Raw genomic sequence first — 20,927 nt, 5'->3', positions numbered from 1 at the left:
TGGCGTTGGCGTTGGCGTTGGCGTTGGCGTTGGCGTTGGCGTTGGCGTTGGCGTTGGCGTTGGGTAATGATTATCATTACCTTTTGATTGGCTGGCAATTAATAGGGTTCCTAAAGCGCCTGCTCCAATCAGCGAGTTCTTTATGATTGGACTGATGGTATTTTGGGTGTTATTGTTGTAAAGTAACTGATCAGTTAAAATAAAATTTTCTGTACCACTTTGAGCAATATAACCATGGTATGCATTATCACCCCCTAAACCAATCAAATCTATATTTGTCTTATCGTAATACCCCTCAATGATTAAATTCTCACCAGTTTCTTCATTGATAATTTCTAAGTCAGCGTGACCACGTTTTTTTTGAATGATGGTTTTTGGGGATTTTTTTGTTTGTTCACTAATCACAATGTATCTGGTATCAGAATCAGCAATAATTCTGGCGGCTTTGGCTTGGGCGGAATCCAAAGGATTTAAATAAATAAACATTTGTTTCATGGCAGACTCTAATATTGTTGGGTAAGATAATAGAAATAATCACGCAATATTTGTGCCATAACAGAATACATTTGTATATTTTTGATGGAATAGCGTTTAATCAGACAAAAAGCAAGTTCTTTATGAAAATGTAAACAAATGATAGAAATATGTAGTAAAAAGAGTTATTTTATCGTCTTTATTTGTCAGTTTATCGGTAAAATTGCCAAAAAATGGCATAAAAAAACCGCTCATCAGAATGAACGGTAACACCCTTGTGGAATTATTTAATAGAGATTATTCAACAATATGAATGTAAGCACCTGCTTTGAGTTCTTGAACCCAGTCTTCTTCAGCTTGGGTTGCCATACGGTTAAATAAAATTTCACGTGCTGTCTCTGCCCGTTTTTGTTCGGTAATATCACGTTGGCGTTTGTTGTTGATTTTTAAAATATGCCAGCCAAATTGTGAACGAAAGGGCGCTGAATAATCTCCAGTTTCAGTATTTTTCATTACCGTTTCAAATTCAGGAACCATTTGTCCCTCACTGACCCAGCCAAGACTGCCTTTTTGGGTGGCTGACCCTGTATCATCAGAATAAGTAGCGGCAAGGTTTGCAAAATCCGCCCCTTGTTGTAATTGAGTATACAACGCATTGATTTTTTGTTGCGCCATAGCGTCAGTGCGGCTATCATCAACCTGAGCAAGCATGTGGCTGGTTTGCCATTCTGAAATCAAGGTCTGTTTGACATTAATGTTTTTGCCTTCAGGTGAATTTAAAAAGGCATCAATTTCTTGATTAGTAATCTTGATACGAGGAGCAACTTGGGCTTGCCACAAAGCTCCCAAAGAGGCTTCCTCAATTAATTGAGCGCGTAATTTGCTATAACCTCCCGCTTCTTGGGCATCAAGCGCTTTTTGAAAATCGCTTAAATTACTAAAGCCACGAGAGGCGGCAATCTGCTCTAACTGTTGATTAATTAGGTTTTCATTGGGAACAAAACCAGAACGTTTGATAATACCCAGCTGAAGTTTTTTGGTAACCAGCTCATTAAGTGCTTGGTTTTGCAGTTGCTGATTGTCAATACTGATATGTTGGGCTTGATATTCTTTGGCAAGTTCACGGCTGGCGGCAATAAGTTCACTCTTTAAAATCACCTCATCATTTACCTGCGCTAAAATTCCATTGGTACTTTGATTGACGCTGATATTAGCAAAGGTGCTGATGGAGGTTACCAAACCTAAAACCAATAAACCTGCACTTAATGGTTTAGCTAAAAATTTGTTTTTCATAGAATTTTCCAAAAATAAATTGAATTTAGTTTAACATTTAGTCAAAAACACGTCAAACTTTGCCAAACAAAATATTTGATAATATGCTTTGGGTTGTCATGAAATCAATTAATTATTTTGTTGCCATGCATTTTGAGCATTGTCATAACCCATCACTTTATCACTCATGATTCGATTTAATTTACCGCCACTGCTGAGACCATTTAAGCGAATTTCTGCCATAATTGCATTGTTCATACCAGAATTTGGTGTTAAGTCATTGCGATAACGTCGAGCATAGATAGACACACCATAGCAGCAATCTTCATAATTAACTCCGGTTAAGATGTCAAGCAATCGACCATTTTTCTGGTCATATTGGGCCTGAGAAAGTAGTCGCCAGCGATTATTGATTGGGAAGATGGCAGAAGCAGTATAAGCTGATAAAGCAAGCTGTCCTGTTGCTTTATGTTCTCTACGCTTAATAAAACCAACATTAAATAAACTTTGTTCATTAGGTTGATAGCGCAGCTGAGCAACCACAGAGTTTAAGTCGTAATTGGATTTTACAGCGCCAGCAGCATCAAGCCAAATATTTTCCTTGGGCTGGGTGCTAAATTGCCATGCTAGACCAGAATTATGCCCCGTAAAAGTCTCACTGTTATCAATGCCAACTTTAATATTTTCTAATAAAATTTGCTCAGCGATACCGCCATCAAAGCGTATGCGTCCATGTTTGTCAACATAACGATAATTTAAAGCGGGCGTTACAGCATGTAAATCTTGAATACGGTCATAGCCCAAAAACCAGCTGTCAGCTAACAATTGGTTGTAACTGATTTGCGAAATGGTTGTATCAAAATTGGGAATGGATTTTTGATTTTTGTAAGGCGTATAAATGTATTTTAAACGCGGAGATATGGTTTGATAGCCGCCTAATTCATCAAATAAATTAAAAGGAGAGCCTGATTTTTCAAAAAACAATCCTGTATCCAAACTAACTTGTGGCGTAAAAACGGAATACGTTCCAGCTTTTTTAGATAAATTTTGACCAGCTAAACTGTCTTCATCGTAAGATGCATAAAGATGAATCAATGAAAATTTGGGTGTGACGTATCCCCAAGGTTTTATCATTGGATAACTAGCAGAAAGTTGATTGTACATTCTAGTACCGCTTTTTTCAGCTTCTGAATTATCTTTGATGGATTTTTTAAAATAGGCAGATTGGTGCTTACCTGTAATTTTTACTTTATCTAAAATATCATAACCAAAACTTGGTAGACTGTATGTCATGGCAAGTTGTGGCAGGCGAGAGTAAGGTTTGTCTTTATCGGTAAGTGGAACCCCATTGTTATCAGTACCTTTGAGTGTTTGGAAGGTTTCAGCACGCAAATCAACATTCACAAAATCATTATAATAACTGGCTCCAATGCGTCTGGATAAATTCAAAGGATTATTGGAAATGCCTAGTGTGTCAAAATCATTTAAATAATCACTATCTGAAACATAGCGATATTGAGCATAAGCAGATAAGTGTGGTATGTTTTGAGCTTGCCATTGATGATTAAAAAATAAACTTTGACGATTATTGCCATTGTATTTTCTATCATTGGGTAAAAAAGATGCGACCAAATTACCCTGCCCAAAGTTTGTGGTTAAATAGCGAAACTCACCTGTTATCATTGGGTTTTTCGTGCTAAAAACAGTTGGTGTAACAGTTAAATCGTATTGTGGGTGTAGGTTAAAATAATAGGGTGTGCTGACTTCTAAACTGTTTGAGCCAAAGCCTGCGCTAGGAAGCAAAAAGCCACTGGCACGTCTGTTATCAATTGGAAAATTAAAATAAGGCAAATAAAAAATAGGAGTGTTGCCAATTTTTAACGTGCTATTTTTAGCAATCGCGCGACCTGTGTCGTTATTGATATCAATATTATCAGCATCAAGATGCCATTTTCTTTCATTTGGAGGGCAAGTGCTAAACATGACTCCTTGCATTTGATATTGATGATTACTAACCTTTTTTAAAGCTTTGGCATAACCATGTGCTCCAATGCCTGTACTGGCAAAGGCAACATCTTGAGCGGCAGCATGTGTACCATCAGTGGTGTATTCTAATTTTTCAGCAACCCCAATAATGCCAATATTACTCAATTTGGTGCTACTGTTTGGTTTTGCGCCATTGTGTGATTGTTTTGATGAAGGTTTTAGTGAATTATCACTAAATAACACCTGACCTTCAGCAAACGCTTGATTGCTACTGGGAATAAAGCTGATTTTGTCAGCACGCACTTGCTGTCCATTTTGTTCAACAATAACATCGCCTGATAATTCAGCATAGTCTTGATTATCCCAATAACCATAATCAGCTTGAGCATAAATCACATCTAAAGTACTGGTTTTTTCGGCAGTATTTTGCTCTATTGATTCACTGGCATGATTGGTAAGACTGACAGGTTGTGGTTGTATCCAAACCCCATGACAGCGAGCATCAACACTGGGTTTGCTTTGGTAATATTCGGCAAGTTTATTTAGACTTTTGCTGGAATCTAAAGCATTTGCAGTAGCAAAGATTGGCAATACTCCAATGCCAAATAAAGCCAAATGCACGCTCTTGGATAAACATGTGGTTAAAAATGTTTGTCCTGCATGAGAAAAATTTTGGATTATCACAATCTTGCCCTTGTTATTAACCTAAATTTTACCATTTTACACCATTTTTGATAATTTTTATCAAATTTTGCAGGTTGTTTAAAACTTTAATCATCAATGGTATAATTGCCAATTCAATAAATTTTATCTTGAGAAAATTATGCCACGTCTTGCTCAAATGATGGATTTTTTACATCAACACATCAATCAATCTTTTTGGGTGGAAAGTTTACCCGGGGATGCCAGTTTTCGCCGTTATCATCGTATTCATTTGGCGGATAATACAACACATTTATTGATGGATGCACCGCCCGAAAAAGAAAGTGTGATAGAGTTTGTGCATGTTGATGAAATTATGAAATCGGCAATTAATGTTCCTAAGATTTTTGCCAAAGATATAGAGCAAGGATTTTTGTTATTGCAAGATTTTGGAACAGTAGAATTTGCCCATCTAATCACTGATGACAAAAAAAATAAAGATAACTATTATACCAATGCTTTAAAATCATTAATTGATTTGCAAAATATTGGTATCGATGTGGATTTACCATTGTATGATGAGCAAAAACTTAATCAAGAAATGGATTTATTTATTGATTGGTTTTTACCATATATTAAAATTCAATTTAATGAACATGAATTGAATTTATGGAAAAATATAAAAAATCAATTAATTGACAATATTCAAAATCAACCAAAAGTTATAGTGCATCGAGATTACCATAGTCGCAATTTAATGCAAGATAACTCAATAAAAAATAGTACACAAAATAATAGTCTAGGCATTATTGATTTTCAAGATGCGGTCATTGGTGCTTATACTTATGATTTGGTGAGTTTGGTTCGTGATGCATACATTGATGAAAATGAAGATTGGGTGAATCAAAAAATTCAAGAATTCTATCATTTAAAATCATTAAACATTGGTATTGAGAAATTTACTGAACAAACCAATGTTATGGGCATTCAGCGTCATTTAAAGGTTTTGGGTATTTTTATCCGTTTATATCAGCGAGATGGTAAAAATAGATATTTGGCTAATATTCCAAAAGTGATGAACGATTTATTACAAGAGCTAATATGGCTTAATAAATATAGCAACCATGAAATTTATGGAAATTTTTTAGATTTACTAAATAAAAAGGTTATACCAGCATATCAGTTGTATTTTAAATAAAATAAATATTTTTTAATAAAAACAGCGATACATATAATGCTAATAATTAAATAATGAGATAATGATGATTAAGCAAGCCATGATACTTGCCGCAGGCAAAGGCACTCGCATGCGTCCTTTGACATTAACCACACCAAAACCATTAGTACCAGTTGCTGATAAGCCATTGATTTTTTGGCATATTCAAAGACTACACTTGGCAGGGATTCGTGATATTGTTATCAATGTTGGTTACTTGGGGGAGAAAATCAAACAAGCACTGTTAAAAGCTGATTTTGGTGTCAATATTAAAATTTCTGATGAAAGTAGTTTTTCTGAGCCTTTAGAGACGGCAGGCGGTATTCGTTATGCGTTGGCAAATAAACTGTTGGACGACTCACCATTTTTGCTAATTAATGGCGATGTTTGGACAGAGTTTGATTTTAATTCATTAATAAATTATGATTTACAAGACGATTTGGCGCACCTTATACTAACTAAAAACCCTCATCACAACCCAAATGGTGATTTTGTTTTATCTGACAACAACAGGATTGCGCTAAAAGATGAACAGTCTAGTTGTGATAACTGCCATACTTTTGCAGGCATTAGTTTACTGTCGCCAGATATTGTTGCTGATGTACAAAACGGCGAAATTGCACCTCTTGCCCCAAAACTAAAAAACGCCATTGCTCACAACAAAGTGACAGGGCGGTTAATGCGTGAAACTTGGGTGGATGTTGGTACATTGGAGAGGCTGGCTTGGGTGGATAATTACGCACGCTTGGTTACTTTATCTTAGATAAGATACCATTTGTCATTATTATGGTGATTTTAGAAAAAAATCCTTGCAATTTATTTTATATTTTATATAATACTTATCGGCTTCATCGGTAGCTTCGCAACTTTGAATTATGAACCCCGCCAGGACCGGAAGGTAGCAACGGTAGTAATCCCAAAGTGTGCCGGAGATGTGCTGATGAAGTCATTTTTTTGTTTAAAATTTCCAAAACTATCAAACAAAATTTATTTTCTTTTTGACCTGCTTGGCGTAAAATAAGCTAACTTTAGCTTAAATCAAAGAGTCTGTATGTCAATGATTGATCCAAAACTTGCTCAAAAACAAGCTGCTGCTAAAACGGCTTTATCTTATATATCTAATGATATGATTTTAGGAGTAGGCACAGGCAGCACAGTAAATTGCCTAATTGAATTATTGCCCCAAGTTCGACTAAAAGGAGCTGTTGCAAGTTCTCAAGTTACAGAACATAAATTGCGTCAATTGGGTATTGAAATCTTTGATTTAAACAGTGTGGGTGAGCTGGATTTGTATATTGATGGCGCTGATGAGATTGATGCGCAAGGCAATATGATAAAGGGTGGGGGCGGTGCTTTGACCCGTGAAAAAATTGTTGCGGCAGCGTCCAAAACTTTTATTTGTATGGTTGATGACTCAAAAACCGTTGAAACATTGGGTAAATTTCCTGTGGCAATTGAAGTACTTCCTCAGGCACGCTCATATGTAGCAAGACAACTTGTTAATTTAGGTGGTGAGCCTGTGTATCGTACAGGTTTTGTTACTGATTATGGCAATGTGATTTTGGATACTTATGATTTGGATATTACCAATCCTGATGAATTTGAACAAAAATTAAATAATATCGTTGGCGTGGTCTGCAACGGTATTTTTGCCCATAATCGAGCCAATATCATGCTAAAAGCCACCTCAGATGGCGTGCAAACGGTAAAATTTTAATACATTTAATTATAAAATAATTAAAAAAACTTAAAAAAAGCCAAGATAATTCTTGGCTTTTTGGTTTGAGGCTTGGGTTAGTAGGTAAAGTTTACACCAATGCGAAAATCGCGACCTGTTTCATATAGATGGACGATGCTTCCAGAATGTGAACGATACAACTTATCACCCACATTATTAACAGCAAAGTTGATGTTTACTTTATCATTGTTAAAAGGCTTCCAATTGGCATAAATATCAGTAACATTATAACCATCTCGTTTCAAAGAAAGATCGTTAAGCACTTGCGGTCTGCCTGTGCTTACTTGTGTTTGCCAAGCACTTTGTCCAGTTACATCTTCTACTAGGCGGTGGCGTGCACCCAGTTCTAGGTTTGGATTATCAAAGCGATAAGATAAGCCTGCTGTCCATGTTTTGCCAATTGGCATGGCATATTCTCGGTTGGAAAAACGAGCAATAGTTCTACCAGAACTGTCTAGATCGCTATAAAATTTTGGATTACTGTCAGCGACACCAATTCTAGCAGTCAAGCCCTTTAATTGATAGCTGGCATTGACTTCAAAACCATGATTTTTAGCCCATCCAGCACTTCTGATTTCTGAGTATCTAGCAACATTATGACGTGTTACCGTAGCACTATTTAACAGATTATCAATGGTTTGCCAAAAATAACTGCCATTTAGCCCTATTCTAGCACCATTGATAAAAGTATGATTGTAGTTAAAACCAACTTCAGTGTTTTGGGCTTTTTCAGCTTTTATATTATCAGCAATAGAGACAATACCACGTCCGCCATGCGCGGTTAGAGCATCATATAATCTTGGGCTTCTAGTGGCATAGTTATGGTTGGCGGTAAAACTTAAACCTGGTATGGCTTGCCAAATCAGACCAATACTAGGATTAAGATCTCCATTAGAAACCTTTTTGCCATCCATTGCTTTAAAATTAAAGTGGTCATAACGTACCCCAAGTGTCGCTGTTACAGGACCAATATCAGCAATGGCTTCAGTATAAACACCAATATCTGTTTTTTCTTGATTAATAACATCTGCACCTAAAGCAACTGGACTGTTGTTTACCATAATCGTATCAGTTGATTTTAAATGTCTGTTAGGTTCTATTTCTTGATGGCGGTAATTTACTCCATATTTTAATAAGGTAGCATCATTAATATAACTATCAAAGTTAATATTTGCCCCTTTGGTTTCAATGGTGGTTTTGTTTTTTCCAGGGAAGTTACCAGCGTATCCAGTATTTTTATCTTCGTCAGATTTGCGAATATTTTTTAAAAGATAAATATTGGCAGTGGCCTCATTGATAAAGCCCATATTTTTACCAGCCCATTCAAGATTGGTATTTTGCATAGAAAGTTTTCTGTATTGTGGGTCTTGACCATCAAGCCAATCAAATTCTTCACGAATATTACGAGTGCCTTTGTTTTCATCTTTATAATGGCTTAGTATAAAACGGTGATCGCCAATGTTTGTACCGATTTTGGCTAAATAACTGGTTTTATCTAAAGCGCTATGATGTACTCTTTTGCCGCCATCAACAGGGCTAACATAGCCTTTTCCAGCTTTGTAGTTATTTTGTTCAACATGATTACCAGCAATTAATATGTCAAAATTACTAGTACGTCCAAATGCTGATACGCCATAAGAGTGTTCATCATTACTGGCATATCCTGCATTTACTTTAAAACCATAATCTTTATCACTATTTCTTAGCAAATCATTAGCATCTACTGTTTTAGCGACGATTGCACCATTGGTTGCACCAATGCCAGCTGACGCACTGCCTGCACCTTTTTGAACACTGACAATTTTAACCAAAGACGGATCAAGCATAAATCTACCTTGATGGTATAAAATTTGTGCATCGCTATAAGCATTATCCACTTTGACATCAATAGAGTTTTGTCCCATACCACGAATCGTAATATATTGAGATGTGCCATTACCCCCTGCAAAATCAATCGCGGGCTCTTCTCTTAGTAATCCGCGCAAATCCGTTGCTGTACTTTCATCCTTGGCTTTAGAGGTAACCACATTGGTTTTGGTTTTTGTGCCTTGTCTATCAATATTGACAACCATGGTTCCTAATTCAACGTGCGGATTGTCTGTTTCATTGGCATAGCTATGTTGTACAGCCAAGATACTGATGACTGCAGCGGTTAAAGGGGTGAGTTTTTGCATACTTGCTCCGTGTGTTTGACAAACAGGTTGTTATATTGTTACTTTTTAATTATAAAACTATAACAAAAAATAAAATATTGTTGGATTATACTAAAACAATAATCTGATGTAAATAAAAATTATTATCATTATTTTTTATATGCTTATTTTATTTTGTGTTATAAACTGTAAAGTTTTAATAAGAATCAAAATAATATAACATAATAAAAAAACACCCATCATTGGGTGTTTACTTTTCAAAAGCATTAATCAAAATTCTACAGCATCGGCAGGCGAGCTGTTTTCGCTAGCATTAGTATCAGTGGGCATGTCGTTTTCAAAAACAAAATCTTCTTCGCTATCATCAACCACAAAATCGCTCGGCGTTTGTGCTTTATCATCTGTACCAACGTCATCAAATTTTGGTTTGCGTGGTGTAGATCCAGTATTGTCACCTGCATAGCAATCGCTACGTTCTTTGGGCATAAACTCAGTGATGACGGGGACTTTGATGGCATTTGGACAAAATTCTTGGGTGAGTTTACCCGTTCCATTTTCCAGCCAAACTTCAGTAATCTTATCAGGTGTGTCGAAGTGAACAGGAGTGAGGCTTAAGCGTCTCATGTAATCAATCCAAATTGGTAAAGCGCCTTTACCGCCTGTTAAGCCAAACGGTTTATTATCATCACGACCAACCCAAACCACGCTAACATAGTTGCCGCTAAAGCCTGCAAACCATGCATCACGTGCATCATTAGTTGTGCCTGTTTTGCCAACAAGATTTAAATTATCTCCAAGCGCCAAAGCGTCTTTTGCTGTGCCCTCTGTAATAACTTTAGCAGTGGCAAAGTTTGCCAAATACATGGCTTCTGGAGGAATTCTTGGGGTAGTTTGAATACTATTTTGATTGCGTTGCAAAACATCACCTTTTTCACTGATGACTGTGCGAATGCTGTGAATGGGGGTGTGATAACCACCTGATGCAAAAATTTGATAAACACCAAGCATTTGCATAGGCGATAAATCTACTGCGCCTAACAATACTGAAGGGTAACTTGATAAATTGCCCGTAATGCCCAGCTGGTGCATTTGTTTTTGGAAAGTATTTAAACCAAATTCCATGCCAACATTGACCGCTGCTTGGTTGTAAGAATTTGCCAAAGCAGTCATCAAAGGCACATCCCCATGACTTCTGCCATTATAGTTTTTGGGCGTCCATTCACTTTTGCCAGCTTGATAAGAAATGGCTCCATCTTTGACAGAGCTTGCTAGATTATAAGTGCCAGACTGTAAGGCAGTTAAATAAATTACAGGTTTTAATAGTGAGCCAACCTGACGTTTTGCGTCAATTGCCCGGTTAAATCCTGTAAATTCATTACTTCCGCCAATAATGGCAACCAGTTCACCTGTTTTTACATCCGCACTCACCAAAGCACTTTCTAATAAAGCAGTATGTTGGTTGGATTTTTTGAGTGTGGTTAATTTGTTTTTAATTGCTTGACTGGCTGAATGTTGTGCAATTGGGTCAAGTGTTGAGATGATTTTTAAACCCGCTCTACGTAAATCTGATTCTTTGTAATATTTCTTTAATTCTCTGTGTACGACGTCAAAAAAATCAGGAAAAGCCGATTTGGCAATCGATGGATTTTGAGCAATCTTTAGGGGCAAATCTTTGGCAGCTAAAAAATCTTCCTGACTGATTTTATTTTGATTAAGCATGTTTTCCAAAACCGTATTTCGTCGTGCCAGCGCTCGTTCAGCATGTTTTTTTGGGTTGTAGTAACTAGGTCCTTTAGCAAGCCCAACCAAAAGCGCATATTGGTCAAGACGTAATTCAGATAAGGGTTTGTTAAAATAAAATTCCGACGCTACTCCAAAACCATTAATGCTGCGATTGCCATTTTGCCCTAGATTGATTTCGTTTAGATAGGCTAATAAGATATCATCTTTAGTATAATGACGCTCCAAAAGCAGCGCCATAATTGCTTCATTAATCTTGCGTTTAAATGTGCGTTCAGAACTTAAATAAAAGTTTTTAATCAGCTGCTGCGTGATGGTTGAGCCGCCTTGGGTAGAGCCACCTTTTAAATTAGAAAACAAAGCTCGCATTGTTCCACGAATCGAAATGCCGTGATGTTGATAAAAATTGCGGTCTTCGGTAGCAATGAGTGCATCAATTAGTGGCTGCGGAATGGTTTCTTTGGTCAATAAGATACGGTCTTCATTGTTTTCAGGATAAATGCCACCGATATTAATTGGTTCTAAACGAATGATGCCAGAACTACTTTTTTCAGTACTTTGCAGATGGCTGATTTTATCGCCTTGATATTCGATTTTTAGTATTTGTTTTGCATCAACATCACCATCGCCATAATTAAATCCGCGAGTGTAAATGGTATAGGTATTGCCTGATTTGGTATAACTGCCCGTATTATTTGTATGTCCCTTCTCATAATGCAATGATGTTAGCCAATATTCAAGATTTTCAGGGCTGATGCTACTGTTTGCTGAAATTTCTAAAGGACGTGAATAAATTGTAGCTGGAATGTCCCAACGACGACTTTCAAATTTTTCAATGATTTCATCATTAAGTTTATAGGTGTACATTGCTAAAAATACAATTAAAGTAATAATTAGCACAACAATAATAAATCCAACCAACATCAAACCTTGTTGATTTTTTGTACAATTTAAGCGGTTTGGTTTTGAACTCACGATAAAACCTTTATATAACTGATTATTTAATAAAAAAACTTTATTGATTTTCGCTTAAAAAAAATGTTTTTGCAAGTGAAAAAATGATGAAGATCACCGTCTTTATTACCAAAAAATCACCCAATGTCAATAATTTTAAAAAACAATTTAGCTTTTGATATAATGGACTTCATTAATATCGCCAATTTATTTATATTATTAAGATAATTTTCTATGAAAGCCGAAAAATCCACCTTACCCGATACTGCTGATGAGGTTTATCAATCTTTGGTGTTACCCCCTGAAGGCAGCTGTTTTCATTGTGGAGAAGTTTTGCCCAAAGAGCCATTTTTTACAGAAGTTTTAGGAAAAAAACGGGCAATGTGCTGTTTGGGCTGTCAGCTTGCCAGTCAAAGTATTGTTGAAGCAGGATTATCACAATATTATTTAGACCGACGTGAAATCAGCGCTACAGCAAAATTGCCTTTAACAACCAACTTTGATGTTTATAATCATGATGATATTAAAAAGCAATTTGTTTATTTTGAAGATGGCGGCAGTACTGCGGAATTATCGGTAGTAGGGCTTCGCTGCAGTGCTTGCGCTTGGCTGATAGAATCTAGGCTCTCAGCAATCAATGGTGTAAAGGCGTGTCAAGTGAATCTAACTCAGCAGCGTATGCGAGTAAATTGGCAAGAATCCGTATGTGATATTGGGCAGGTTTTATCTGCAATACATGCAATTGGCTATGAGGCACACCCCTACCGACAAGATACACACGAAGCCATGATGCGCCGCCAAAATAAAAAAATGCTGATTCGCTTAGGAATTGCAGCGCTTGGGGCGATGCAGGCAATGATGTTTTCAGTGGGAATGTATTTTGGTGAATTTTCAGGCATGCTTGTTCAGCACCGCGATTTCTTACGAATGGTGGCATTTTTGGTAACGTTGCCAGTGATTTTTTTTGCTGGATTGCCTTTTTTTCAATCAGCATATCGAGCTGTTAAAGCTCGTCAAGTCAATATGGATGTCCCAGTTTCCATCGCTCTTTTGGTGAGTTTTTTTGCCAGTGTATGGGCAACAATCACCCAATCAGGAGAAACTTATTTTGACTCAGTGTCAATGTTTGTTTTTTTTCTGTTAGCAGGGCGTTATATTGAACAAAATGCTCGTTTAAAAGCATCCAATTTGGCATCGGATTTGGTGGTGATAGAACCAATTTTGGTTCAAAAATTGACAAATGACTTAAAGTTATTACAAGATTTTTATGATAAAAAACTGGATGGTCAAAAAATTGATGCGTGGTGGCAAACCCACCAAGATTTTACAGCTGTTATAAAGGATTCCCAAAATTCAGTTAAAACCAATGAGAAAATTCTTGCTCAAAGTGTTAAAGTTGGCGATGTTGTATATATTGAAGCAGGCATGCAAATTGTTGCAGATGGGGTTTTGTTGTCCAAAACAGCAACCGTTTCTCAAAGCCTTTTGACAGGCGAAAGCGATTTGATTGTAAAAAAATGCGGTGATGTTGTGATTGGTGGCAGTCAAAACGATGCTCAGCCGTTTTTTATGTTGGTTACAGCGGAAGTGGATGACAGTCAAATTGCATTAATTGATCGCTTAATGAATCGGGCGATGAGTGAAAAACCAAAAATCGCTCAAGATGCTGATAAAATGGCACGATGGTTTGTAGCTCGGGTGCTTTTATTGTCATGCCTTGTATTTTTGGTGTGGTGGTTTATTGACAAATCTGAGGCTTTATGGGCAACGGTAGCGGTTTTGGTAGCAACTTGCCCTTGTGCTTTATCCTTGGCAACCCCAATCGCTTTGACAATGGCAACCAATCGCTTGGCAACTTTTGGTTTTTTAAGTACCAGAGGTCATACCATTCAAACATTGTCTGAAGTAACCCATGTGGCATTTGATAAAACTGGCACATTAACACAAGGACAAGTTAATTTACTTGCATCAGTTGTAGCTGATGGTTATGATGAGCAATCATTGTTAACGATTGCTGCAGCTTTGGAAGTGGGTTCTAAACACCCTGTTGCTAAAGCGCTTTTAGCCTACTCTCATGGGCTGCATTTACCAAAAGTTACCAACAGTAGTCATCACACTGCAGGTGGGGTTGAAGGAGAAATTGATAAAAAGGTATACCGTATTGGGCATTTGGATTTTGTTTTAGCGGGCGATACTCATAGTCTGCCTTGTCAATTAGAGGAAAATTTAGCTACTTATCATGCCAACATGTCCGTGCTTTTGTCAGTAAAAATGGATAATCATTGGCAGGTAGTAGCTCGTTTTTATTTTAATGATGTGCTGCGTTTAGATGCTAAGACGATGATTGATAATTTAAAACGCCAAGACATCATTCCAATTATGCTCACAGGCGACCCAAGTTTTGAAGCCTTAAACGTTGCTAAAAACTTAGGTATTGACATTGCCTATCATGGTTTAACCCCAGAAGACAAAGTGGCGCATATCAAACAATTGCAAGAAAAGGGATATGTGGTTTTAATGGTGGGTGATGGCATTAATGATGCGCCTGTGTTAGCGGCTGCAAATGTTTCTACAGCAATGGCGGGAGCGGCAGATTTAGCCCAAGTATCTGCTGATAGTGTGTTGTTGGGCGGTAAACTTTTGGCAATTGATAAGGCAATCGTCATTGCCAAAAAAACTCAAACGCTGATTCGCCAAAATTTACGTTGGGCGGTTATTTATAATTCTGTGATACTTTTACCAGCGGCTCTTGGTTATGTACCACCATGGCTTGCAGCAATTGGGATGTCATTATCCAGTTTATTTGTGGTCATGAATGCACTTCGCATCAAACGGAGCTAGAATGATTTATTTGGCAATGGATGTATATTATCACCAAACTAATAATTGCGCTTTTGCGGCAGGCGTGCGGTTTACAGGGGTTGAAAATGTACAAATTTTAAGCACACATGGCATTTGGGTAAACGAAGTTTTGGCATATCAATCTGGTCAATTTTATAAGCGAGAAATGCCGTGTCTGCTTGCGCTTTTAAAAACTATTAACGACCCTGTGGATATTTTAGTGATTGATGGATTTGTTTATCTTAATCAGGGCAAATCTGGATTGGGAAAACATTTGTATGATAATTTAACCAATAAAAAGCCCATTATTGGTATTGCCAAAAATCCTTACCAAGATATGGATAGTTGCCATCAGGTTTTTCGAGGTCAAAGTAAAAAACCATTATATGTTACAACAGTTGATTATTCTTTGGAAAATGCCAAACAATGGTTAAAAAATTTACAAGGCAGCTATCGATTGCCTGATATATTAACTCAAGTAGATAAGCTCAGTCGCAAGTTTTCAATTTAGATTGCTTTTGGTTTGAACAAATTTATTTTAAAAAATAGCAAAAAATGCTAAAATCTCCCGTTTTACCTTTGTATTATCCTTTTTTTATATTTACACTTTAACAGTGTGAAATAACAGCCTCTTAATTGCCCATGACCGACACCCAAAAACTTCAAAATCGTCATATTCTATCATTGATGGGTGTTCATCTTTGGGTACAAAGAGGCACAAGCCTGACTGATATTGGAAAGATTCCCAGTCGTTTTGATGGTAAATTATCAAAAAATTCCCTTGGGTCAAAAAATCCAGTTGTGCCACAACATTCACCCGCTAAAACTTTGACTAAACCAATAAAATTAGCTCAAAAAAATTTGGATAGGGCGGCTGTAGAGCCTAACAAGATTTTTGAAGATAGTAAAAAGCATACACAAAACATAACGCCATCAACCCCAAAACAAACAGTAGTCGTTCAAGAAGACTTTGAAAATGATTTGTCATCACTAAAAGATGATGAACTGCGTTTTAATCTGGAAGGCTTTAAAGCAGGTAATTACATTGTGATGGTGGAAAAAACCTTGTTAGGCAAAGCTGAATCTCGTACTTGGGAGAGGTTAAAGAAAAACCTGCGGCAACAAACTTCCATAGCAGAGCATCAAGACTCTTTTCCTATATCCGAATATCAAACATCCGAATGTGCTGTTGTTGTTTTTTATGGATTTTTATTTGGACTTAAAATGGCGCTGGATAAATTGACTTCAAACGTTGATGATGGCTTATATAATAGTAATATTCATGATAATACACTAATTTTTTTAACTCCGCTGCCAAAAGCAATTAAATCCATGAAAGATTTTACATTTGTTTGCGATTTTTCTTTGCAAAAAATGTCAGGTGCTGATGAAGCATCAGCACAACAAAAAAAGGATCTTTGGAATTTAATTACCAATAATTCAAAGCGATTAGCCTGATTAAATTACCATCAATTATTTCATATTTAGCCAATTTTTGTTAAAATAAAATAACAAAAAATTAAAAAATCTGTTAAAATACACAGCCTAAATTCTGCTTTTAATGTTTAGTAAAAAAGGAATCATCATGACCCGTTTAGCTAATTTTTGTGCAGGACCTGCATCCATGCCAACAGCAGTTTTGCAAAAAGCCCAAGCTGAAATGCTTGACTGGCAAGGCATAGGGGCTTCTGTGATGGAAATTAGCCACCGAAGCGCTGATTATATTGAAATGGCAGAACGCGCCGAAGCAAATTTGCGAAAACTGATGAATATTAGTGATGAGTATGCTGTGCTTTTTTTACAGGGCGGGGCGGCATTACAATTTTCAGCAGTTCCTTTAAATTTATTATCAGGTGGACAAGCAGATTACTTAATCACAGGTACATGGTCAGAAAAAGCCTATAAAGAAGCCAAACGTTATGATGATTTGGGATTGGGTAAAGTCAATCTAGTAGCGCAAGGTAATGGAACAGATATTCCGGATGTTGAAACTTGGAATGTAAGTGAAAATGCCAGTTATTTTCATTATTGTCCTAATGAAACAATTCATGGCGTGCAAATCTTTAATACGCCTAATGTAAAGGCTCCAATTGTAGCGGATTTTTCATCTTGCATTTTGTCAGATGTCATCAATGTTAATGATTTTGGGTTGATTTATGCTGGCGCTCAAAAAAATATTGGACCTGCAGGTTTAACGCTGGTTATTATTCGTAAAGACCTCTTAGAAAAAGCCAGTGCATGGTGTCCAAATATTTTGACCTATAAAAATCAAGCTGCAAATGGCTCAATGTTAAATACACCATCCACTTACGCTTGGTATTTGTCAGGGTTGGTGTTTGAGTGGCTTTTAGAAAACGGTGGCGTTGAAGCAATTGCTAAAATTAACCATCAAAAAGCACAAACTTTATATCAAGCTATTGATAATAGTGATTTTTATGTTAATAAAGTCAATCCTAAATATCGCTCCATTATGAATGTGCCATTTTGTTTAAAAGATGATAAGTTAGATAAAGTCTTTTTAGAAGAAAGCAAAAAAGCAGGATTGTTAAATTTAAAGGGCCATCGCGCAGTTGGTGGTATGCGTGCGAGTATTTATAACGCCGTTACATTAGAGCATGTTCAGGCTTTAGTTGCTTTTATGAAGGATTTTGAAAAGTCTTATGCTTGATTTATCAAGCCTAATTTGATTTGCTATCTTTGCTATTATTAGATTGTTGCAGAAAAGAACTTTTATGATAAAGCTAAAACCGCGCCAAACGAATAAAAAATTTGCGTGGTTTTTGCTTTTGTGGATATTTGTTTTTTGTACAGCTGTATCTTGCTCAGAAAATGAGCAGTCAGTCAAACAAATCACCAAAACCAAGTCAGAAAATTCAGCTTGGCAAGATAGACCTATTCCAGACTTAACCGACCCATCTGTAACTACCAGTGTTTTTATCGCTGTAAAAAACGCTCCACAATATATTGATAAATCTTTTTTGCCTTATGCCAATCCAAATGCTCCCAAAGGTGGTGAATTGTCCATGTCTGCAAAAGGCAGTTTTAATAGCTTAAATCCGTTTATTGATGATGGTATTGCTGCAACAGGCACATTCTATTTATATGACACACTTATGACAGGCTCTTTGGATGAAGCCTTTGTTTTATATCCTCAGCTTGCTCAAAAAGTTATTTATGATGAAAGCAAAAAATGGGTGATTTACGAATTAAATCCCGATGCTCGATTTTGGGATAACACACCTGTAACTGCCCATGATGTTAAAGCAACATTTGAGACTATATTGCAAAAAGGACGTATGAGTTGGCGAGGGCTTTTGGCAGGTATTGATGGCATTCAGGTAATTAATAAACATCGGGTTATATTTTGGTTTAATGATGATGCTGGCGCAGATATGTATGCTAATGTAAGTTTGTTTCCTGTCTTTTCTAAAACAGATATGGAAAAAAATTTTGACAAAGTAAGCTTACGGCCCTTAATGGGAAGCGGAGCCTATCGGGTGGGTAATGTTGATGTGGGTAGAAGCATTACCTACGTTAAAAATTCCAGTTATTGGGGCGAAAATATCATGGTGAATCGTGGGCGGTTTAATTTTAATAGGATTAAATTTATTTATTATCAAGATGATATTGTTGCCAAAGAAGCATTTTTGGCGGGTGAATTTAATTTTTATACTGAAAATAACCCTAAAAATTGGGCAAATTTTAATCCACAATCATTTAATCATCGCATCACCAAAGAAGCTATTACGCACCAAAACCCAGTAACGATGGAGGGCTTGGTTTTTAATATTCGAAAACCTATTTTTGCCGATAAAAAATTGCGTGAAGCAATCAGTTTGCTATTTGATTGGAATTGGGTCAATGATCGACTGTATCACGGACAATATAAGCGATTGGATAGTTTTTTTTATGGTTCTGCATTGATGGCAACTGGCAAACCAACACCAAAAGAGACGCAAATTTTACAGCATTTGCCACTAAACAGCGACGAACAAGCCGTATTTTTGGGCGTGCCAGAAACTAAAACAACCAGTGATGGCATTAATCGTGCGGATTTATTAAAAGCAAGAGATATCTTGCAACAAGCAGGATACTATTATCAAAATAGTAAATTGTATGATAAACATCATCAGTTAGTGAGTTTTGAGATATTGATTGATGATGATAAGTATCAAGCAGTATTATTACCATTTTTAAAGAATTTAATCAAAATAGGCATTAATGCTCGCATTCGCCGTTTGGATAAAGCGGTACTGACACACAAAAAACGCAGTTTTGATTATGATATGATTATTGATAGTTTTATGCAAGGTAATTCACCCGGCATGGAACAAAAATATCTTTGGGGTTCAGATTTTGCCGATGCTGAAGGTGGTCAAAACAGTATTGGCATCAAAAGTTTGGCCGTGGATGCGACGATAGATAAATTAATTCATGCCCAAAATCGTGATGAAATTATTTTATACAGTAAAATCCTTGACCGTTTATTATTATCAGGCGTGTATATCATTCCTTTTGGCGGTCAAAAATCAACCAATGTCTTGTATGATAACCATTTAGCGCATCCAAATCCATTGCCGGCATCGGCATTAGGTCTGGATTACTGGTATTATCAGCAAAGTTATCTCGATTAAATTTTTTGTGATTAATTTATTTAACATAATCCTTTTTTTGCTAAAGAAAAAAATAAAACAACAACATCACCTTAATAGAATTAAGTTGTGATAAAAAAAGAATAAAGAGAGAAAAACATGATAAATATTTATGCTATACCCGCTTTAGAAGATAACTACATCTGGGTCATTAAAAAAGATAATTCAGCTATTGTTGTTGATCCTGGTGAAGATAAATGCGTTATTGATTTTTTAAATAAACATCAATTAGATTTATCTGCAATACTAATCACTCACCAACATTATGACCATATTCAAGGCGTGGAAGGGCTACAAAAAATATATCCTAATACGCCTATTTTTACCCATATAAACCACCATTTTCAGAATAATCAAACAGTAAATATTGTTTCAGATAATCAAATTATTATCATCAATGAATTAAAATTTTTGATTTATCATACACCAGGACACACAGCTCAACATTTATCATTTTTACTAAAAGATAATCATCAGATTCATGTATTTTGTGGTGATACCTTATTTAGTGGTGGTTGTGGAAGAGTAAATAGTTCAATTGAAGAACTGTTTAATAGTATCCAACGTTTTAATCAATTGCCAGAAAATGCGTTATTTTATCCAGCTCATGAGTATACATGCAGTAATTTAAAATTTGCACTGTCAATTTGTGGTTATAAAAACCGTCAAATGATTGAACAAACATTACAAAAAACACAGCAGGATTTAGCACTAGGAAAAATTTCACTACCAACAACGCTAAAAAAAGAACGACAAATCAATGTTTTTTTGCAAACTGATGATAAAGAAACGATTGAAAATATCAATCAACTATACCCACTCGCCAATCATTCGCCTTTAGAAGTTTTTAGCACACTTCGTGAATTAAAAAATAATTTTAGGGGGTAGGGTGAATTTATTGACGTTATCTACATTGTCTTTTCTGATGTCTATGGATGCATTTGCTGTAGCAGTAGCATCTGATGTCTATGGATGCATTTGCTGTAGCAGTAGCAAAAGGTTCAATGGATAAAAATCCTAAATTTATTCATGCTGCAAAAAATGGTTTATTTTTTGGAATAGTAGAAGCAATTGCTCCAATGATCGGGTTTTGGTTAGGTAGCGTTGCCAGTGGCTATATCAAAGAATATGACCATAGTGATGGCAACCTTGGGTTTATACTTAGAAAACCATTTGGGGGTGAAGTTTGGAAAGTGCGCAATGTTATTTGGAGCAATAACACTAATCATAATGGGTATTATCATTTTATATAGTCATCT

15 protein-coding genes and 1 other RNA gene are annotated in these 20,927 nt (G+C 36.3%); 11 read left to right on the top strand and 5 right to left on the bottom strand.

Annotated elements, in window-relative coordinates; all coding sequences use genetic code 11:
• The 3 genes from ACZBKJ_RS01050 to ACZBKJ_RS01040 form a co-directional block, all read right to left on the bottom strand.
• Positions 1 to 495, bottom strand: a 495-nt coding sequence (locus ACZBKJ_RS01050; protein ID WP_463199042.1) for a hypothetical protein, incomplete at its 3' end; no start/stop codon positions are given.
• Positions 496 to 771: 276 nt separating this feature from the next.
• Positions 772 to 1,767 carry a peptidylprolyl isomerase gene (locus tag ACZBKJ_RS01045; RefSeq protein WP_463199041.1) on the bottom strand — a complete coding sequence of 332 codons (996 nt, stop codon included), beginning with the start codon at positions 1,765 to 1,767 and terminating at the stop codon, positions 772 to 774.
• Positions 1,768 to 1,875: 108 nt separating this feature from the next.
• Positions 1,876 to 4,416, bottom strand: a complete 2,541-nt coding sequence (locus tag ACZBKJ_RS01040) for an LPS-assembly protein LptD (RefSeq protein ID WP_463199040.1) — start codon at positions 4,414 to 4,416, stop codon at positions 1,876 to 1,878.
• A gap of 139 nt (positions 4,417 to 4,555) precedes the next feature.
• Between ACZBKJ_RS01040 and ACZBKJ_RS01035 the strand changes: the two genes are divergently transcribed.
• The 4 genes from ACZBKJ_RS01035 to rpiA all read left to right on the top strand — a co-directional run bounded on the left by ACZBKJ_RS01035 (position 4,556) and on the right by rpiA (position 7,307).
• The gene (locus ACZBKJ_RS01035; protein WP_463199038.1) at positions 4,556 to 5,572 is read left to right on the top strand and encodes an aminoglycoside phosphotransferase family protein; all 1,017 of its coding nucleotides are present in this window, start codon (positions 4,556 to 4,558) and stop codon (positions 5,570 to 5,572) included.
• A gap of 64 nt (positions 5,573 to 5,636) precedes the next feature.
• Complete coding sequence (gene murU, locus ACZBKJ_RS01030) at positions 5,637 to 6,353, top strand: N-acetylmuramate alpha-1-phosphate uridylyltransferase MurU (protein ID WP_463199052.1); 717 nt, start codon at positions 5,637 to 5,639, stop codon at positions 6,351 to 6,353.
• 86 nt (positions 6,354 to 6,439) lie between these two features.
• An RNA gene (gene ffs, locus ACZBKJ_RS01025) (signal recognition particle sRNA small type) lies at positions 6,440 to 6,536 on the top strand.
• Positions 6,537 to 6,641: 105 nt separating this feature from the next.
• Entirely contained in the window at positions 6,642 to 7,307 is a 666-nt protein-coding gene (rpiA, locus tag ACZBKJ_RS01020) for a ribose-5-phosphate isomerase RpiA (protein ID WP_463199037.1), read from the top strand.
• Between the two features lie 77 nt (positions 7,308 to 7,384).
• Here the strand turns inward: rpiA and ACZBKJ_RS01015 are convergent, their stop codons facing one another.
• Positions 7,385 to 9,502, bottom strand: a complete 2,118-nt coding sequence (locus tag ACZBKJ_RS01015; protein ID WP_463199036.1) for a TonB-dependent receptor domain-containing protein — start codon at positions 9,500 to 9,502, stop codon at positions 7,385 to 7,387.
• A gap of 249 nt (positions 9,503 to 9,751) precedes the next feature.
• Positions 9,752 to 12,196, bottom strand: coding sequence for a penicillin-binding protein 1B (gene mrcB / locus ACZBKJ_RS01010; protein ID WP_463199035.1), 2,445 nt, complete (start codon positions 12,194 to 12,196; stop codon positions 9,752 to 9,754).
• Positions 12,197 to 12,409: 213 nt separating this feature from the next.
• Between mrcB and ACZBKJ_RS01005 the strand changes: the two genes are divergently transcribed.
• The 7 genes from ACZBKJ_RS01005 to ACZBKJ_RS00975 all read left to right on the top strand — a co-directional run bounded on the left by ACZBKJ_RS01005 (position 12,410) and on the right by ACZBKJ_RS00975 (position 20,921).
• A complete protein-coding gene (locus ACZBKJ_RS01005; RefSeq protein WP_463199033.1) occupies positions 12,410 to 15,016 on the top strand; it encodes a heavy metal translocating P-type ATPase in 2,607 nt (868 codons plus the stop codon).
• A gap of 1 nt (position 15,017) precedes the next feature.
• On the top strand, positions 15,018 to 15,527 hold the full coding sequence (locus ACZBKJ_RS01000; protein ID WP_463199032.1) for an endonuclease V: 510 nt from the start codon (positions 15,018 to 15,020) through the stop codon (positions 15,525 to 15,527).
• A gap of 131 nt (positions 15,528 to 15,658) precedes the next feature.
• On the top strand, positions 15,659 to 16,474 hold the full coding sequence (locus ACZBKJ_RS00995) for a hypothetical protein (RefSeq protein ID WP_463199031.1): 816 nt from the start codon (positions 15,659 to 15,661) through the stop codon (positions 16,472 to 16,474).
• Between the two features lie 127 nt (positions 16,475 to 16,601).
• Entirely contained in the window at positions 16,602 to 17,684 is a 1,083-nt protein-coding gene (serC, locus tag ACZBKJ_RS00990) for a 3-phosphoserine/phosphohydroxythreonine transaminase (RefSeq protein ID WP_463199030.1), read from the top strand.
• Positions 17,685 to 17,748: 64 nt separating this feature from the next.
• Positions 17,749 to 19,650 (top strand): extracellular solute-binding protein, encoded by a 1,902-nt coding sequence (locus ACZBKJ_RS00985; protein WP_463199029.1) that lies wholly within the window; start codon positions 17,749 to 17,751, stop codon positions 19,648 to 19,650.
• Between the two features lie 117 nt (positions 19,651 to 19,767).
• A complete protein-coding gene (gene gloB / locus ACZBKJ_RS00980; protein ID WP_463199027.1) occupies positions 19,768 to 20,556 on the top strand; it encodes a hydroxyacylglutathione hydrolase in 789 nt (262 codons plus the stop codon).
• 80 nt (positions 20,557 to 20,636) lie between these two features.
• Complete coding sequence (locus ACZBKJ_RS00975) at positions 20,637 to 20,921, top strand: manganese efflux pump (protein ID WP_463199026.1); 285 nt, start codon at positions 20,637 to 20,639, stop codon at positions 20,919 to 20,921.
• Positions 20,922 to 20,927 lie beyond the last annotated feature (6 nt).

The organism is Moraxella sp. I5G (assembly GCF_055193055.1).
This window is presented reverse-complemented; position numbering and strand designations above follow the sequence as displayed.

Excerpts from the sequence above, each read along its gene's own strand:
- ACZBKJ_RS00985 (WP_463199029.1), top strand. The coding sequence starts at position 17,749 with ATGATAAAGCTAAAACCGCGCCAAACGAATAAAAAATTTGCGTGGTTT.
- gloB (WP_463199027.1), top strand. The coding sequence starts at position 19,768 with ATGATAAATATTTATGCTATACCCGCTTTAGAAGATAACTACATCTGG.
- murU (WP_463199052.1), top strand. The coding sequence starts at position 5,637 with ATGATTAAGCAAGCCATGATACTTGCCGCAGGCAAAGGCACTCGCATG.
- serC (WP_463199030.1), top strand. The coding sequence starts at position 16,602 with ATGACCCGTTTAGCTAATTTTTGTGCAGGACCTGCATCCATGCCAACA.
- rpiA (WP_463199037.1), top strand. The coding sequence starts at position 6,642 with ATGTCAATGATTGATCCAAAACTTGCTCAAAAACAAGCTGCTGCTAAA.
- ACZBKJ_RS01035 (WP_463199038.1), top strand. The coding sequence starts at position 4,556 with ATGCCACGTCTTGCTCAAATGATGGATTTTTTACATCAACACATCAAT.
- ACZBKJ_RS00975 (WP_463199026.1), top strand. The coding sequence starts at position 20,637 with ATGGATGCATTTGCTGTAGCAGTAGCAAAAGGTTCAATGGATAAAAAT.
- ACZBKJ_RS01000 (WP_463199032.1), top strand. The coding sequence starts at position 15,018 with ATGATTTATTTGGCAATGGATGTATATTATCACCAAACTAATAATTGC.
- ACZBKJ_RS01005 (WP_463199033.1), top strand. The coding sequence starts at position 12,410 with ATGAAAGCCGAAAAATCCACCTTACCCGATACTGCTGATGAGGTTTAT.
- ACZBKJ_RS01015 (WP_463199036.1), bottom strand. The coding sequence starts at position 9,502 with ATGCAAAAACTCACCCCTTTAACCGCTGCAGTCATCAGTATCTTGGCT.
- ACZBKJ_RS01045 (WP_463199041.1), bottom strand. The coding sequence starts at position 1,767 with ATGAAAAACAAATTTTTAGCTAAACCATTAAGTGCAGGTTTATTGGTT.
- ACZBKJ_RS00995 (WP_463199031.1), top strand. The coding sequence starts at position 15,659 with ATGACCGACACCCAAAAACTTCAAAATCGTCATATTCTATCATTGATG.